Here is a 15,579-nt window from a genome sequence, read left to right as displayed (position 1 = left end):
CAAACTGCGTGAGATTATTTGCTCAAATCGGCTGGTACTTCCGCCGGGAGTGGCGCCGCTACCTCGGGGCGGTGGTGCTGCTGATCGTCATCGCCATCCTGCAACTGTTGCCGCCTAAGCTGGTCGGCATCATCGTGGACGGCGTCACCGAAAAACAAATGTCTACCGGCGTGCTGATGGCCTGGCTCGGGCTGATGATCGGCACCGCGATCGTCGTTTACCTGCTGCGCTATGTGTGGCGGGTATTGCTGTTCGGCGCGTCCTACCAGCTGGCGGTCGAGCTGCGCGAGAACTTTTACCGCCAGCTCAGCCGGCAAAACCCGGCGTTCTACCTGCGCCACCGCACCGGCGATCTGATGGCGCGCGCCACCAACGACGTGGACCGCGTGGTGTTCGCCGCCGGCGAAGGCGTGCTGACGCTGGTGGATTCGCTGGTGATGGGGTTGGTGGTGCTGGTGGTGATGAGCACCCAAATCAGCTGGCAGCTGACGGTGCTGGCGTTGATCCCGATGCCGCTGATGGCGATCGCCATCAAATATTACGGCGACCAGCTGCACCAGCGCTTTAAATCGGCGCAGGCGGCGTTTTCCAGCCTGAACGATCAGGCGCAGGAAAGCATGACCAGCATCCGCATGATCAAGGCCTTTGGGCTGGAAGATCACCAATCCAACCGCTTTGCCGACGTCGCGGCGCAGACCGGCGCCAAGAACATGCACGTGGCGCGGGTGGATGCGCGCTTCGATCCGACCATTTATATCGCCATCGGCGCCTCTAACCTGCTGGCCATCGGCGGCGGCAGCTGGATGGTGGTGAACGGGTCGCTGACGCTCGGGCAACTGACCAGCTTTGTGATGTACCTCGGCCTGATGATCTGGCCAATGCTGGCGCTGGCCTGGATGTTCAACATCGTCGAGCGCGGCAGCGCGGCCTACAGCCGCATCCGCAGCCTGCTCGACGAGGCGCCGGCGGTGCAGGACGGCCCGCAGGCGCTGCCGGCCGGGCGCGGCGTGCTGGACGTGGATATCCGCGCGTTCCACTACCCGGAAAACCCGCACCCGGCGCTGCATGATGTGGCGCTGACGCTGAAACCGGGGCAGATGCTGGGGCTGTGCGGGCCGACCGGCGCCGGCAAATCGACGCTGCTGTCGCTGATCCAGCGCCAGTTCGACGTCGATCAAGGGCAGATCCGCTATCACGGCCTGCCGCTGCCGCAGGTCAAACTCGACGACTGGCGTTCGCGGCTGTCGGTGGTGAGCCAAACGCCGTTCCTGTTCTCCGATACCGTGGCGAACAACATCGCGCTGGGTCATCCGGGCGCGACGCAGGCGCAGATCGAACAGGCGGCGCGGTTGGCCAGCGTCCATGAGGACATTCTGCGGTTGCCGCAGGGCTATGACACCGAGGTGGGCGAACGCGGCGTGATGCTGTCGGGCGGGCAGAAACAGCGAATCTCCATTGCGCGCGCGCTGCTGCTGGATGCGGAGATCCTGATCCTCGACGACGCGCTGTCGGCGGTGGACGGCCGCACCGAACACCAGATCCTGCACAACCTGCGCAGCTGGGGGCAAGATCGCACGGTGATCATCAGCGCGCACCGGCTGTCGGCGTTGACCGAAGCCGGCGAGATCCTGGTGATGCAGCACGGTGGCGTGGCGCAGCGCGGCGATCATGCGGCGCTGGCGGCGCAGCCGGGCTGGTATCGCGATATGTACCGTTATCAGCAGCTGGAAGCGGCGCTGGACGAAGCGCCGGAAAACGGCGAGGAGGCGTTGGCCGATGAATAAAGTGCAAAAGCTGTGGCCGACGCTGAAGCGGCTGCTGGCCTACGGCTCGCCGTACCGCAAACCGCTGGGACTGGCGGTGCTGATGCTGTGGATCGCGGCGGCGGCGGAAGTCGCCGGGCCGATCCTGGTGAGCTATTTCATCGATAACTACGTCGCCAAAGGGCAGCTGCCGCTGACGATCGTCGGCGGGCTGGCGGCGGCTTACATTCTGCTGGAGCTGCTGGCGGCGGCGCTGCATTACTTCCAGGCGCTGCTGTTCAACCAGGCTGCGGTGGGCGTGGTGCAGCGGCTGCGCACCGACGTGATGGACGCCGCGCTGCGCCAGCCGCTCAGCGCCTTCGACACGCAGCCGGTCGGGCAATTGATCTCGCGCGTCACCAACGACACCGAGGTGATCAAGGATCTGTACGTGATGGTGGTCTCCACGGTGCTGAAAAGCGCCGCGCTGATCGGCGCCATGCTGGTGGCGATGTTCAGCCTCGACTGGCGCATGGCGCTGGTGGCGGTCTGCATCTTCCCGGCGGTGTTCGTGGTGATGGGCATCTATCAATACTACAGCACGCCGATCGTGCGCCGGGTGCGCAGCTATCTGGCGGACATCAACGACGGCTTCAACGAAGTGATCAACGGCATGGGCGTGATTCAGCAGTTCCGCCAGCAGGTGCGCTTCGGCGAGCGCATGAGCGCCGCCAGCCAGTCGCACTATCTTGCACGCATGCAGACCCTGCGGCTCGACGGTTTTCTGCTGCGGCCGCTGCTCAGCCTGTTTTCGGCGCTGGTGCTGTGCGGCCTGCTGATGCTGTTCGGCTTCAGCGGCGAAGGCGTGATTGGCGTCGGCGTGCTCTACGCCTTCATCAATTACCTGGGGCGCCTGAACGAACCGCTGATCGAGCTGACGTCACAGCAGTCGATCCTGCAGCAGGCGGTGGTGGCCGGCGAACGCATCTTCGAGCTGATGGATCGCAGCCAGCAGAGTTACGGCGCCGACGATCGTCCGTTGGCCGGTGGCCGCATCGACATCACCGATCTGAGCTTCGCCTACCGCGCGGACAAAAAGGTGCTGCAGCACATTTCGCTGGCGGTGCCGTCGCGCGGCTTCGTGGCGCTGGTCGGGCATACCGGCAGCGGCAAGAGCACCTTGGCCAACCTGCTGATGGGCTATTACCCGGTCAGCGAAGGGGAAGTGCGTCTCGATGGCCGCCCGATCTCCAGCCTGTCGCACCGCACGCTGCGCCAGGGCGTGGCGATGGTGCAGCAGGATCCGGTGGTGATCGCCGATTCGGTGCTGGCTAACGTCACGCTGGGGCGCAACATCGAGGAAGAGGCCGTGTGGCGGGCGCTGGAAACGGTGCAGCTGGCGGATCTGGTGCGCGGCTTCCCGCAGGGCATTCACACCCGGCTGGGAGAGCAGGGCAATAACCTGTCGGTCGGGCAGAAACAGCTGCTGGCGATGGCGCGGGTCTTGGTGCAGGCGCCGCAGATCCTGATCCTCGACGAGGCGACCGCCAACATCGACTCGGGCACCGAACAGGCGATCCAGCGCGCGCTGCGTGCGATCCGCGAGCACACCACGCTGGTGGTGATCGCCCACCGATTGTCGACCATCGTCGATGCCGACTCCATTCTGGTGCTGCATCGCGGCCAGGCAGTGGAGCAGGGCAATCATCAGCAGCTGCTGGTGCAGCAGGGGCGCTACTACCAGATGTATCAGCTGCAGCTGGCGGGCGAGCAGTTGGCGGAAGCGGTGCGCGAGGAGAGCCAACCCGCCTGAGCATGGGCCGCGATCGCGGCCCTTGTTTCTTTCCCTCGCACCACAAGCAGGCAACCCACCTGCGTCACGCCCCCTTTCTGCACTTTTTCGACGCGATGCGCACCAAATCAGTGCGCATTATTTAACCCATTCAAGGTATCGGTGCTGCGCTGCGTCGCGGGGGCGCCCACGCGCCCGCTAATTCGCTGAATCGCCATGAAAAATTAAATTTGGCACAGCCCTTGCTACATAAGAGGCGTACCAGGGGTGAGTTTGGGCTTAATTCGTGGAGGGGCAATATGAAGCTGGTGACCGTGGTAATCAAACCGTTCAAGCTGGAGGACGTGCGCGAGGCCCTGTCCTCCGTGGGCATTCAGGGGTTGACCGTAACCGAAGTGAAGGGCTTTGGCCGCCAGAAGGGGCACGCCGAGCTGTATCGCGGCGCCGAGTATAACGTCAACTTCCTGCCCAAGGTCAAAATCGATATCGCCATTGCCGACGATCAGTTGGATGAAGTGGTTGATGTGATTAGCAAAGCCGCCTACACCGGCAAAATCGGCGACGGCAAAATTTTCGTTGCCGAGTTGCAACGCGTGATCCGCATTCGCACCGGCGAAACCGACGAATCGGCACTGTAACCGCGAACTCAGTTAAGTGATGGGGATGATTGATAATGAAAAGACTGTTATCCATGTTGGGCCTGAGTTCGGTAACCCTGGTTCCTTCTTTGGCCCTGGCCGCTCCGGCGGTCGCTGATAAGGCCGACAACGCCTTTATGATGATCTGCACCGCGTTGGTGCTGTTCATGACGCTGCCCGGCATCGCGCTGTTTTACGGCGGCCTGCTGCGCGGCAAAAACGTGCTGTCGATGCTGACGCAGGTCACCGTCACCTTCGCGCTGGTTTGCGTGCTGTGGGTGCTGTATGGCTACAGCTTGGCGTTCAGCGAAGGCAATGCGGTGTTCGGCGGGTTCGAAACGGCGATGCTGAAAGGCATCGGTATCGACAGCGTCACCGGCAGCATCAGCCAGATGATCCACGTCGCCTTCCAGGCCTCCTTCGCCTGTATCACCGTGGCGCTGGTGGTGGGCGGCTTCGCCGAACGCATTCGCTTCTCGGCGGTGCTGATCTTCGCGATCCTGTGGTTCACGTTGTCTTACCTGCCGATCGCGCACATGGTGTGGGGCGGCGGCTACCTGGCCGCCGACGGCGCATTGGACTTCGCCGGCGGCACCGTGGTGCACATCAACGCCGCCAGCGCCGGGTTGATCGGCGCCTACCTGATCGGCAAGCGCGCCGGCTTCGGTAAAGAGGCCTTCAAACCGCACAACCTGCCGATGGTGTTTACCGGGGCGTCGATCCTGTATATCGGTTGGTTCGGCTTTAACGCCGGCTCCGCCAGCGCGGCCAACGGCATTGCGGCCCTGGCATTCCTCAACACCGTGGTTGCCACCGCGGGCGCCATTCTCTCCTGGACCTTCGCCGAATGGGTGCTGCGTGGCAAGCCTTCGCTGCTGGGCGCCTGCTCCGGCATGATCGCCGGGTTGGTTGCGGTGACGCCGGCGGCGGGCACCGTGGGCGTGGGCGGGGCGTTGATCATCGGCCTGGTGGGCGGCGTCGCCGGTCTGTGGGGCGTCGTAACGCTGAAAAAATGGCTGAAAGTGGACGACACCTGCGACGTATTCGGCGTGCACGGGGTGTGCGGCATCGTCGGCTGCCTGCTGACCGGCGTGTTCACCGCCTCTTCACTGGGCGGCACCGGCTACGCCGAAGGCGTGACGATGGGCCACCAGGTCTGGATCCAGCTGGTGAGCGTGCTGATCACGCTGGTGTGGTCGAGCGTCGCCGCCTTTATCGCCTTCAAGATCGCGGGCGCCATGGTGGGGCTGAGAGTGCCGGAAGAGCAGGAACGCGAAGGGCTGGATGTCAACAGCCACGGCGAGAGCGCCTACAACCAATAAGACTCGAAGCAGGGCAGTGCGCTAAAGACTAAAATAATGATGAAGCCAAAAGGGGCGATGGAAACATCGCCCCTTTCTTTATATTGCGGATCAGGCGTCGCGCTGGCGAATCACCCCTTCCTGCACGGTGGTGGCGACCAGTACGCCGTCGCGGGTGTAGATCTGGCCGCGCACAAAGCCCCGTGCGCCGGAGGCGGAGGAGCTCTCCACCGCGTACAGCAGCCAGTCATCCATGCGGAACGGACGGTGGAACCACATCGAGTGGTCAATGGTGGCCACCTGCATGCCCGGCTCGAGGAAGCCGACGCCGTGCGGCTGCAGCGCCGTCGGCAGGAAGTTAAAGTCCGACGCGTAGCCCAGCAGATATTGGTGGATGCGTTGATCGTCCGGCATGCTGCCGTTGGCGCGGAACCACACGTAGCGATGCGGTTCTTCCACGCTGCCTTTCAGCGGGTTGTGGAATTTCACCGGGCGCATTTCGATCGGCTTCTGGCCGATAAATTTTTCGCGCACTTTTTCCGGCAGCATATGCGCCAGTTTCTGGGCGATCTCTGACTCGGACAGTAGCCCTTCCGGCGGCGGCACGTCCGGCATCAGGTTCTGATGCTCGAAACCCGCTTCCGGGCTCTGGAAGGAAGCGGTCATATAGAAGATAGGTTTGCCGTGCTGGATGGCGCTGACGCGGCGCGCGCTGAAACTGTTGCCGTCGCGCAGGGTTTCCACGTCGTAAACGATGGGCTTGCTGCTGTCGCCCGGGCGCAGGAAGTAGCTGTGGAACGAATGCACGCTGCGTTCGTCCGGCACCGTCTGTTTGGCGGCGTACAGCGCCTGGCCGACCACCTGCCCGCCGAACACCTGGCGCAGCCCCAGATCTTCACTCTGGCCGCGGAACAGCCCTTCTTCGATTTTCTCCAGATCCAGCAGATCGAGGAGGTTTTGCAATGCCTGGCTCATAAAGTTATTACCTTTCTAATAATCATTTTGCGCAGTGTGCGGAATATCACGGCGCGGCGTCAACATTTTGCGTTAAAGGGCCGATGAGAATGCTCTTAATCGTGGACGCCTTGGGTTGTTTAAGTGATTAATAGGCGGGGTAAAGTGGATTTATCAGTGTTTTGTGCTAGGTTTAATAGGTGAGGTGGTGAAAGCCACCAACATGTTGATAATAAAAAAGGAGACCGATCCATGAAACTCTGGCAAATCGTAGGCGGTGCCGCGGCACTGACGATCACGCTGGCGGGATGCGCGCAAAAGAGTGCTGATGTGCCTACCCAGGCGGCCGGTAACCCGGCGGCTGCGCAAACGCAGATTCAGGGCCCGGCGGTGACAGGTTCGGTTAATATACGTCAGCGCATTGCGCTGCCGCCGGACGCCGTACTGACGGTCACCCTCTCTGATGCCTCGCTGGCGGATGCGCCGTCCAAAGTGATTGCACAGCGCGCGGTACGTACTGAAGGGCAGCAGGCGCCATTCAGCTTTACGCTGCCGTACAACCCGTCCGACATCCAACCGAATGCGCGTATCATTCTGAGCGCGGCGGTGACGGTCAACGGGCGACTGATGTTTATTACCGACACCATCCAGGAAGTGGTTAACCGCAACGGCACCCGTGCCGATCTGCTGCTGGTTCCGGTTCAGGGTGTGCCGATTCAGGCTGCGCCAACCGCCATGCAGTAAGCTTACTGCGGTACAGCAAGATGAAATCAGCAGCCTTTGCGCTTCGGCCAAAGGCTGTTTTGTTTTACCAGCGCCAGCCGTAGCGATCGAAATCGACCGTGCTGTGCGGGCCGAAAATAATCCCCTCCGCCAGCAATGCCTGCCGTTGCCGTTGAAAATCCTCCCCCTGCTGCGAGATCTGTCCGTGCCGGTTGATCACCCGGTGCCAGGGCAGCGTGCTGCCTTCCGGCAAACGCCGCAGCACGCCCCCGACCTGACGCGCGGCGCGCGGCGAGCCGGCCAGCCGGGCGACTTCGCCGTAGGTGGTGACTTTGCCGAACGGGATGGCGGCCACGATATGGAAAACCCGCTGGCTGAAAGAGGCGTCTTCTGGTTGCATATTGCTGTTCCTGCGTGACTCAAAACCCAGGCGAAGAGTGTGCCACAGCGCAGGTGGGTAAGAAAACAGCGGTTAACCCCGGTTGGCTTGCTATTTGATGGGGCATCGCCGATAATGCCCACCGCTTCGGAGTACAGAAGCCGTCAATGGGGGCCCTGTTGGTTCTCCCGCAACACTAACTTGTGAACTCGGTCAGGTCCGGAAGGAAGCAGCCGCAGCAGGTGACGTGTGTGCCGGGATGTAGCTGGCAGGGTCCCCACCCATTTTGCGGCCCGCAAAACGCTTATCCCCGTTATTCCTCATGTCGACAAGCTGCGCAAGCGTCATTTCGTACGCCGCGAGCGTGAATCTTTTCCTCTGCGCCGTTTTTGCCCTTCTCCTCCCGTGACCAAATGTATTGTTGCCAACAGATCCGATGACGGTGAAAAAATAGCGTTTATATCGTTATTTGTGGGACAAATAATGACGCAGGGATAGGGAAAATTCTTAAAGTTGCACGCCTGTTGGGATGGCGTTAGTATGGTTTATTCTCGTTGCGAAAAAACTATCCGCGCTTCGCGGCGGTCGACGAACTGGCTGAATAAGTTTAAATAATAACCCGTGTGCGCTGTCAGGCTGAACATGATTTATATCATTGATAAAGATATTACATTTAACACTGAAAACGGTTCATTGAAGAGTATAAAGAAGGGACGGGAAGTTTTCTTATCCAGCGTCAATTCGAGAGTATTCAAATGCTTGCTCGAGCATGGCCACGAGGCGGTAAGCCGGGAAACGCTGTTGCAACAGGTTTGGAGCGATCACGGCTTGAGCGCTTCTTCCGCGACGTTAAATCAATATATCAGCCTGACGCGGCGGGCCTTAACGTCTGTCGGTTTCAACGAGTGCCTGATCGTTACCCTCTCTAAAAAGGGGTATAGACTCAATAGAATAATATCGATAGAGCGGCTGCGGATTGATTTGCCTGAGCCTCCCCACGCCGCGGACGTTCCCGCTACATCGCCCACATCCTCCGCGGCGTCAAAAAATACCCACCATTATTTTTTTATTCTGCTGCGCAGCTTATCGATCGTCGTGCCATTATCTTTTCTGGCGCTGTGCTTCATCTATTACAAACATCATCGCGACAGTGAAAAGAAGCAGGTATTGTCTTACGTCGGTACGGTGAACGGCTGCCCGATCTACTATGCCGGCCATTTTTTGGAGAATCATCAGGACGACTATTTGCAGTTCTTGAGCCGTAAGGATCTTTATGGCCAGCGTTGCCGCCCCGGTGAGATTATCATCACTAAGGTTAACCGTTCTCATAATGCCAGTGAAGACAGCGGACGCCAGTTTATCGCCAAATGCACGAAGGACAGTGCGGCCGTTTTGCATAATTGTGAGAGCGAGTACATCCGGGCATGGAAAAAAAGTTAAATATCTTGTCAGCCACGCTGGTCGGCCTGTGTGTGTTGACCGGCAGCGTGGTGTATTCCCTGGTGCGCAGCCATCATGGCTTCGGCGATTTGTCCTGCGAAGCGAACGCCACGTTTAATTATTTCAATTCGCTGGACGCGCAGGCGGCGCACGATGATATCCAGCTGTCGCTAAAAATAAACTACATCTTTTTGTCCGGCGATAAGGGCGTGATGATGCTGTCGGGCCTGGCCAACGATGGCGAAGAGAAGTATTTCGTCAACCGACGGGTTAACTTCAGCTACGTCTCGCAAGGCAGTTTTTATCGCTTCCACTATGGCGAGGTGAATTATTCGCCGCGTGATACCTTGCCGGACGAGGTGTATACTTACTTTTTCAGCACTGAATCGACGTTTTATCATATTCGCAGCGTGGATAAGAATACGTTGATGTTTAGCGATGCCTACTCGCCGATGTTTTTATGCAATATTGAATCCTGATCTGCATGTTATTTTTATATGGGGTTAAGGTGTATTCTGGTTACCTTTTATATCCTCGGGTCCTGCCTTTTCCGCACACAGCTAATAACATGGGTTATTATGCGTGAATGCCTATTTTTTCATTGTTAATCAAATTTAATGGTGATTTAGCTATTTTATAAAAACGGCTATCATCATGTTTTTAAATGATTTAATGAATCTAAGGCGATGCGGTATAGCCATATTAATTTTATATTGTTTATTTTAAAGAAATAAGTTGCATGAATGTTTTTCGCATGATTAATTGAGGCCGCTCTTGAAACGGCGAACTATTAATTTTCATTGAAAATGCATCTCGCCGCATGCGTGCAAAGGTGATGGCACAAGAGCCTTTGGACTTCATTAAACTGATAGGCGAGAGATGGACATACATAACATTGCCCTGAACGAGACTCTGTTGGAAAATGAGTTGGTGATATTAAACAACAATGAAAAAACGCTGTTGTTTAAAAAAGAGAATGTGCTCATTGAAATGACCGAATTACAGCGGCGCTTCATGCTGTGCCTGTTGAGCGGTATTTATAAGAAGAACGACATTATTCGCGCGGTCTGGTTTTGCAATCATGAGACCATCAGCGACAACAATTATTATCAGATGATATTCCAATGCCGTTCTTTGCTCTCACGCCACGGTATTCCCGGCGAGGTGATCAAGACCATTCCCCGATTTGGCGTGATGCTGAGTTTTCAGGCCTGCGAGCGCGCGGCCGTTAATTTGCAGGGGGAATGCCCGTCGCCATTGGCTAATAAGCGCCGGCGAACGTGGTTGGACGCCGTGAATTATAAAGTGGCCCTGATCATCACGCTGCTGTTTTCTGTCGCGATGGTGGTCGGTATTTCCGCTTAGCGTTGACACCGTTGAATAACCGGGGGGCACGTGAGCAAGCGGTTGACAGACCTTCTTATTCTACTTTTCTGCCTGATAAATCTGGCATTCATGCTCCAGCTGGGATGGCGAATGGTGGCCGGGGATGGCGCGCCCGTTGAGCCGAGCCGTGAAAACGCGCGCGGGCCGGTGCGTCATAGTGTCTTTCCTCAGGAAGATGACATCGGAAAAATTCATGACGCGCACTGGTTTGGCCGCTATCAAGCGGCGAAAAACGGCGAAAAGGCGCACGGGTATAAAGTCGGCGAATGGGCGATCGGTGCCGAGCTGCTGGCTAACGCGCCGGAAGCCGCAGCGCTCGGCAAGATAGCCGGCCTGCTGTTCAGCGACAACGCCAAAAAAAGCCTGGTCATCGTCGAGCATGGCGGCAAGCAAACCGGTTATGGCGTTGGCGACCGTCTGGCCGGCAGCAATGCCGTTATCGTGCGGATAGTGAAAAATAAAATACTGCTCGATGAAAACGGCTATTACGCCACGCTGACGTTTAAAGAGTAGCCGGCGCGCCGTTTCGGCGCGGGGTGTTTCATAGCATAAGGCGACATTGTGATTACGCATTTCATTTATCGTTCCGGCCCAGGCTGGAGCGCCGGCTTATGGCGCGCATTAGCGGCGGCGGCCGTCATGATCGCGCTGGGCGGCGCGGCGCGCGCGGAGCAATTCTCTGCCAATTTCAAAGGCACGGACATTCAGGAATTTATCAATACGGTCAGTAAAAACCTGGGCAAAACCATCATTATCGATCCGGCGGTGAAAGGTAAGGTCACGGTGCGCAGCTACGAACAGCTCGACGAGAAACAGTATTACCAGTTCTTTCTCAACGTGCTGGACGTCTATGGCTATACGGTCATCGGCATGCCCAACAACGTCCTGAAGGTGATCGCCGCCAAAGAGGGGAAAAGAGCCGCGCTGGCGCAAAACGGCGCAGAGGCGATCGCCGAAGGGGATGAGGTGGTGATGCGCGTGGTGCCGCTGCGCAATATCGCGGCCAAGGACGTTTCGCCGATATTGCGCCAGCTTAACGACAGCATCGGCGTGGGCAGCGTGGCGCATTACGAGCAGGGCAACGCGCTGTTGATCACCGGGCGGGCCAGCGTGGTCAACGGCCTGCTCGAGCTGGTCAGGGAGATGGATCAGGACGACGGCAATCGGGTCGAGACCCTCGCGCTGAAGCATGCGGCGGCGCCGGAGATCGCGCGCATGGTGAATGAACTGTTTCGCGAAGAGGGCAAGCGGCGTACGGCCGGCGCGAGCTCGCTGCGGCTGGTGGCGGATGAGCGAACCAACAGCGTGATGATCGCCGGGGACGATCGGGCCCGCGAACACGCCAAAGAACTGATTGATCAGCTGGATAACAAGAGCGTCACCCAGGGCAATACCCAGGTTATTCCGCTCAAATACGCCAAGGCGCAGAGCCTGGTCGAGGTATTGACCGGCGTGAGTGCGGGCCTGCAAAACGAGAAAGAGAGCGCCGCCGCCAACGTGGCGCTGCTGAAAAACGTGGTGATCAAGGCCGATGAGCAGACCAATGCGCTGATCATCACCGCCGCGCCGGACGTGATGCGCGATCTGGAGGCGGTGGTCGCCAAGCTCGACGTGCGCCGCGCGCAGGTGCTGGTCGAAGCGGTGATCGTCGAAGTGCAGGATGGGCAGGGGCTGAACATCGGCGTGCAGTGGGCCAACAAATACGGCGGCGGCACGCAGTTCGCCGGCTCGGCGCCCGGGGTGTCGGCGGGGTTCGAAAATGGCATGAGCGACGTGTTCGGCAAGGCCAACGGCCTGATGACCGGTTTCTACAGCGGTAACTGGGGCGTATTGCTGTCCGCCATCGCCAGCAACAACCAAAACAATATCCTGGCCACGCCGAGCATCGTCACGCTGGATAACGCCGAGGCGGAGTTCAGCGTCGGGCAGGATGTGCCGATCCTGACCGGTTCGCAAACCACCAACAGCGATAACGTCTTCAACACTGTGTCGCGCAAGACGGTGGGGATCAAACTCAAGGTCAAACCGCAGATTAACCAGGGCCAGTCCGTGCTGCTGCAGATCGAACAGGAGGTCTCCAGCGTTGCCGACAGCGCCGGCGCCACGCCGGATTCGCTGGGGGCGACCTTCAATATCCGCACGGTCAACAACACGGTGCTGGTGGACAGCGGCGAAACCGTGGTGGTGGGCGGCCTGTTGGACAAGTCCAACTCGGAGCTGGAGAGCAGCGTGCCGATCCTCGGCAAGATCCCGCTGGTGGGGGCGCTGTTTCGCTCGACCGCCACCAAAGCGAGCAAGCGCAATTTGATGCTGTTTATCCGCCCGACCATCATTCGCAGCACCGAGGGGTATGCCCGGCAGAGCCAACGCAAGTTAGGCAAGTTCGACGCCGAGCAGCAGGACGATCATGAGCTGAATGACGCGCTGCGCGGCGAGATCGCCGGCGATAAGAAGGCGCTCGACAATCGGGCGTTTCTCGCCACCGTTGCCAGTATCGACGCGTTTTATCCGCGGGGAGCCCGCCCGTGAAGCGCCGTTCCGCGGGGCCGCTGCTGCCTTTCGCCTGGGCGCGCCAGCATGGCGTGCTGGCCGTCGATGGGCAGAGCGGCATCCAAATGTATTGCCATCCTGAAACGAGCCACGCCGGGTTGATGGAGGCCTACCGCTGCCTGCCCGGCGTGCCGGCGCTGGCCCAGCTGGAGGTGGAGGCTTTTGATCAACGGCTGGTGGCGCACTACCAGCAGGAGAGCGGCCAGGCGCAGAGAATGATCGACGATCTGGGCGGCGAACTGGATTTTTACGCGCTGGCCGAAGAGCTGCCGCAGCAGCAAGACCTGTTGGACGAACAGGACGATGCGCCGATTATCCGCCTGATCAACGCTTTACTGAGCGAGGCGATCAAAGAGCGCGCCTCCGATATCCACATCGAAACCTACGAGAGCGAGCTGGTGATCCGCTTTCGCATCGACGGCGCGCTGCGGCGGATTCTGGCACCGCAGCGCAAGCTGGCGGCGCTGCTGGTGTCGCGCATCAAGGTGATGTCGAAGCTGGATATCGCCGAGAAGCGCGTGCCGCAGGACGGGCGCATGGCGCTGAAGGTCGGCGGGCGGGCGATCGACGTACGGGTGTCGGTGATGCCGGCCAGCCACGGCGAGCGCGTGGTCATGCGCCTGTTGGACAAACAGGGCGTGCGGCTCGAACTGCCCAGCCTGGGTATGGCGCCGGCGCACCAGCAGGCGTTGCTGCGCCTGATCCGCCAGCCGCACGGCATCATTTTGGTCACCGGGCCGACCGGCTCCGGCAAGAGCACCACGCTCTATACCCTGCTGAGCCAGATCAACGATGAACAGCGCAACATCATGACGATCGAAGATCCCGTCGAGTATGAGTTGGCCGGCATCGCGCAGACGCAGGTGAATCCCAAGGTGGACATGACCTTCGCACGCGGCCTGCGCGCGCTGCTGCGTCAGGATCCCGACGTGGTGCTGATCGGCGAGATCCGCGACGGCGAAACGGCGCAGATCGCGGTGCAGGCCTCATTGACCGGGCATTTGGTGCTGTCGACCCTGCATACCAACACGGCGATCGGCGCCGTGACCCGGCTGCGGGACATGGGGGTCGAACCGTTTCTGCTTTCGAGTTCGCTCAGCGGCGTGTTGGCGCAGCGCCTGGTGCGTCGGCTGTGCCCGCAGTGCCGCGAGCCCTATGCGCTGTCTGACGCGCAGCGGCGCCAGCTGGGGCTGCCACCGACGCAGGCGGTGACCTGCTGGCGCCCGTTGGGGTGCGAGGCCTGCGGCGGGCAGGGATATCACGGTCGAATCGGCTTGCACGAACTGTTGGTGCTGGATGAACCGATGCGCATGGCGATCCATCGCGGTGACGGCGAGCTGGACATCGCGAAACTGGCCGCCGAACGCTACCTGCCGCTGCGCCAGGATGGGATCGCCAAAATGCGCGCCGGGGAGACCAGCCTGGAGGAAGTGCTGCGGGTGACGCGCGAAGGGGACGGCGATGAAGTTTGATTATCGCGCCTGCGATCGTGAGGGGCGCGCCCAGCGTGGCGTGTTGGAGGCGGATTCTCTGCGCCACGCCCGCGATCGCCTGCGTGAAAAGGGGTGGCAGGTGCTGGCGGTGCAAGCGCGCGGGCGGCCCGTTTTCGCCGGCATGTTGGCTGGCCGCTGGATGAGCGGCGTGAGCAGCGGCGATGTGGCGCTGTTGACCCGGCAGCTGGCGACGCTGCTCTCCGCTGCGCTGCCGCTCGAGGAAGCGTTGATGGCGGTGGCGCGGCAAACGGAGAAAAAAGGCCTGCAGGCGGCGTTGGCTCAGGTGCGGCAGCGCATTCTGGAGGGCTTCCCGCTGGCGCAGGCTCTAGGGCAGCATCCGCGAATTTTTGACCGTCTCTACTGCGCCATGGTGGCGGCCGGTGAGATTTCCGGTCATCTGGCGCCGGTGCTGGAGCGGCTGGCCGACTACGTCGAACAGCGCCAGCAAATGAAGAACAAGATCGTGCAGGCGCTGGTGTACCCAATGGTGCTGACGGCGGTGGCGATCGGCGTGGTGGCGATCCTGTTGACGGCGGTGGTGCCGAAGGTGATCGAACAGTTTGTGCATATGAAGCAGACCTTGCCGCTGTCGACCCGGATGCTGCTCGGCGCCAGCGACGGGCTGCGCCAATGGGGGGCGTTGGCACTGATGTTGGCGCTGGCGAGTCTCGGCGCTTTCCGCTATCGCCTGCGGGATCCGGCGCGGCGCGTGCGCTGGCATGCGTTCATCCTGCGGTTGCCGGTGGTCGGCAAGCTGGCGCTGGCGGTGAATACGGCGCGCTACGCCAAAACGCTGAGCATTTTGAACGCCAGCGCGGTGCCGTTGCTGGAGGCGATGCGCATCAGCGCCGGCGTGTTGGGCAACGACGCCGCCCGCGAACGGCTACTGGCGGCGATGGAGCGGGTGCGGGAGGGCGAAGGGTTATCGCCGTCGCTCGAGGGTACCGCGCTGTTCTCGCCGATGATGCGGCACATGATCATGTCCGGCGAGCGCAGCGGTGAGCTGGACATGATGCTCGAGCGGGCGGCGGCTATGCAGCAGGAGGCCTTCAGCCGGCAAATCACGCTGGCGCTGGGGTTGTTCGAGCCTTTATTGGTGATCGCGATGGCCGGTTCGGTGCTGTTCATCATTTTGGCCATCCTACAGCCGATATTGCAGCTCAATAATATGGTCGGCTAAT

Annotated in this window: 14 protein-coding genes and 1 other RNA gene; 13 read left to right on the top strand and 2 right to left on the bottom strand. The window is 60.1% G+C overall.

All coding sequences use genetic code 11. The features are described 5' to 3' along the window. Positions 1-8: 8 nt before the first annotated feature. The 4 genes from smdA to amtB all read left to right on the top strand — a co-directional run bounded on the left by smdA (position 9) and on the right by amtB (position 5,494). The gene (gene smdA, locus REA38_RS20990) at positions 9-1,784 is read left to right on the top strand and encodes a multidrug efflux ABC transporter permease/ATP-binding subunit SmdA (protein ID WP_033653260.1); all 1,776 of its coding nucleotides are present in this window, start codon (positions 9-11) and stop codon (positions 1,782-1,784) included. Then, entirely contained in the window at positions 1,777-3,555 is a 1,779-nt protein-coding gene (smdB, locus tag REA38_RS20985) for a multidrug efflux ABC transporter permease/ATP-binding subunit SmdB (RefSeq protein ID WP_308886567.1), read from the top strand. Before smdA ends, smdB begins: the two co-directional genes overlap by 8 nt. A gap of 278 nt (positions 3,556-3,833) precedes the next feature. After that, positions 3,834-4,172, top strand: a complete 339-nt coding sequence (gene glnK, locus REA38_RS20980; RefSeq protein ID WP_004940327.1) for a P-II family nitrogen regulator — start codon at positions 3,834-3,836, stop codon at positions 4,170-4,172. Positions 4,173-4,207: 35 nt separating this feature from the next. After that, the gene (amtB, locus tag REA38_RS20975) at positions 4,208-5,494 is read left to right on the top strand and encodes an ammonium transporter AmtB (protein ID WP_004940322.1); all 1,287 of its coding nucleotides are present in this window, start codon (positions 4,208-4,210) and stop codon (positions 5,492-5,494) included. A gap of 90 nt (positions 5,495-5,584) precedes the next feature. On the opposite strand, the gene tesB is transcribed toward amtB, so the two are convergent. Further along, on the bottom strand, positions 5,585-6,448 hold the full coding sequence (gene tesB / locus REA38_RS20970) for an acyl-CoA thioesterase II (protein WP_004940320.1): 864 nt from the start codon (positions 6,446-6,448) through the stop codon (positions 5,585-5,587). A 231-nt stretch (positions 6,449-6,679) separates the two neighbouring features. On the opposite strand from tesB, the gene REA38_RS20965 reads away from it, so the two are divergent. Then, positions 6,680-7,171, top strand: coding sequence for a YbaY family lipoprotein (locus tag REA38_RS20965; protein ID WP_016928846.1), 492 nt, complete (start codon positions 6,680-6,682; stop codon positions 7,169-7,171). 64 nt (positions 7,172-7,235) lie between these two features. Here the strand turns inward: REA38_RS20965 and REA38_RS20960 are convergent, their stop codons facing one another. After that, the gene (locus REA38_RS20960; protein ID WP_033647296.1) at positions 7,236-7,550 is read right to left on the bottom strand and encodes an MGMT family protein; all 315 of its coding nucleotides are present in this window, start codon (positions 7,548-7,550) and stop codon (positions 7,236-7,238) included. A 156-nt stretch (positions 7,551-7,706) separates the two neighbouring features. Here REA38_RS20960 and ffs point away from each other — a divergent pair. The 8 genes from ffs to gspF all read left to right on the top strand — a co-directional run bounded on the left by ffs (position 7,707) and on the right by gspF (position 15,578). Continuing rightward, an RNA gene (ffs, locus tag REA38_RS20955) (signal recognition particle sRNA small type) lies at positions 7,707-7,803 on the top strand. A 368-nt stretch (positions 7,804-8,171) separates the two neighbouring features. After that, a complete protein-coding gene (locus REA38_RS20950) occupies positions 8,172-8,969 on the top strand; it encodes a winged helix-turn-helix domain-containing protein (protein WP_308886565.1) in 798 nt (265 codons plus the stop codon). Further along, entirely contained in the window at positions 8,954-9,448 is a 495-nt protein-coding gene (locus REA38_RS20945; RefSeq protein ID WP_033637327.1) for a FidL-like protein, read from the top strand. Before REA38_RS20950 ends, REA38_RS20945 begins: the two co-directional genes overlap by 16 nt. A gap of 400 nt (positions 9,449-9,848) precedes the next feature. Then, positions 9,849-10,334, top strand: coding sequence for a CadC family transcriptional regulator (locus REA38_RS20940; RefSeq protein WP_197846760.1), 486 nt, complete (start codon positions 9,849-9,851; stop codon positions 10,332-10,334). Positions 10,335-10,364: 30 nt separating this feature from the next. Further along, on the top strand, positions 10,365-10,868 hold the full coding sequence (locus tag REA38_RS20935) for a type II secretion system protein N (RefSeq protein WP_033647289.1): 504 nt from the start codon (positions 10,365-10,367) through the stop codon (positions 10,866-10,868). A 126-nt stretch (positions 10,869-10,994) separates the two neighbouring features. Further along, the gene (gene gspD, locus REA38_RS20930; protein WP_308886576.1) at positions 10,995-12,884 is read left to right on the top strand and encodes a type II secretion system secretin GspD; all 1,890 of its coding nucleotides are present in this window, start codon (positions 10,995-10,997) and stop codon (positions 12,882-12,884) included. After that, positions 12,881-14,377 carry a type II secretion system ATPase GspE gene (gspE, locus tag REA38_RS20925; RefSeq protein ID WP_308886564.1) on the top strand — a complete coding sequence of 499 codons (1,497 nt, stop codon included), beginning with the start codon at positions 12,881-12,883 and terminating at the stop codon, positions 14,375-14,377. Before gspD ends, gspE begins: the two co-directional genes overlap by 4 nt. After that, positions 14,367-15,578: a type II secretion system inner membrane protein GspF gene (gene gspF, locus REA38_RS20920; protein ID WP_049196360.1), complete on the top strand. Its 1,212-nt coding sequence runs from the start codon at positions 14,367-14,369 to the stop codon at positions 15,576-15,578. Before gspE ends, gspF begins: the two co-directional genes overlap by 11 nt. The last annotated feature ends 1 nt before the right edge of the window (position 15,579 follow it).

Origin of the sequence: Serratia sp. MF1(2023) (genome assembly GCF_030954545.1) — a bacterium.
GTDB lineage: Bacteria > Pseudomonadota > Gammaproteobacteria > Enterobacterales > Enterobacteriaceae > Serratia > Serratia sarumanii.
Note: the sequence above shows the minus strand (reverse complement) of the source record. Positions and strands in the feature narration are given on the sequence as shown.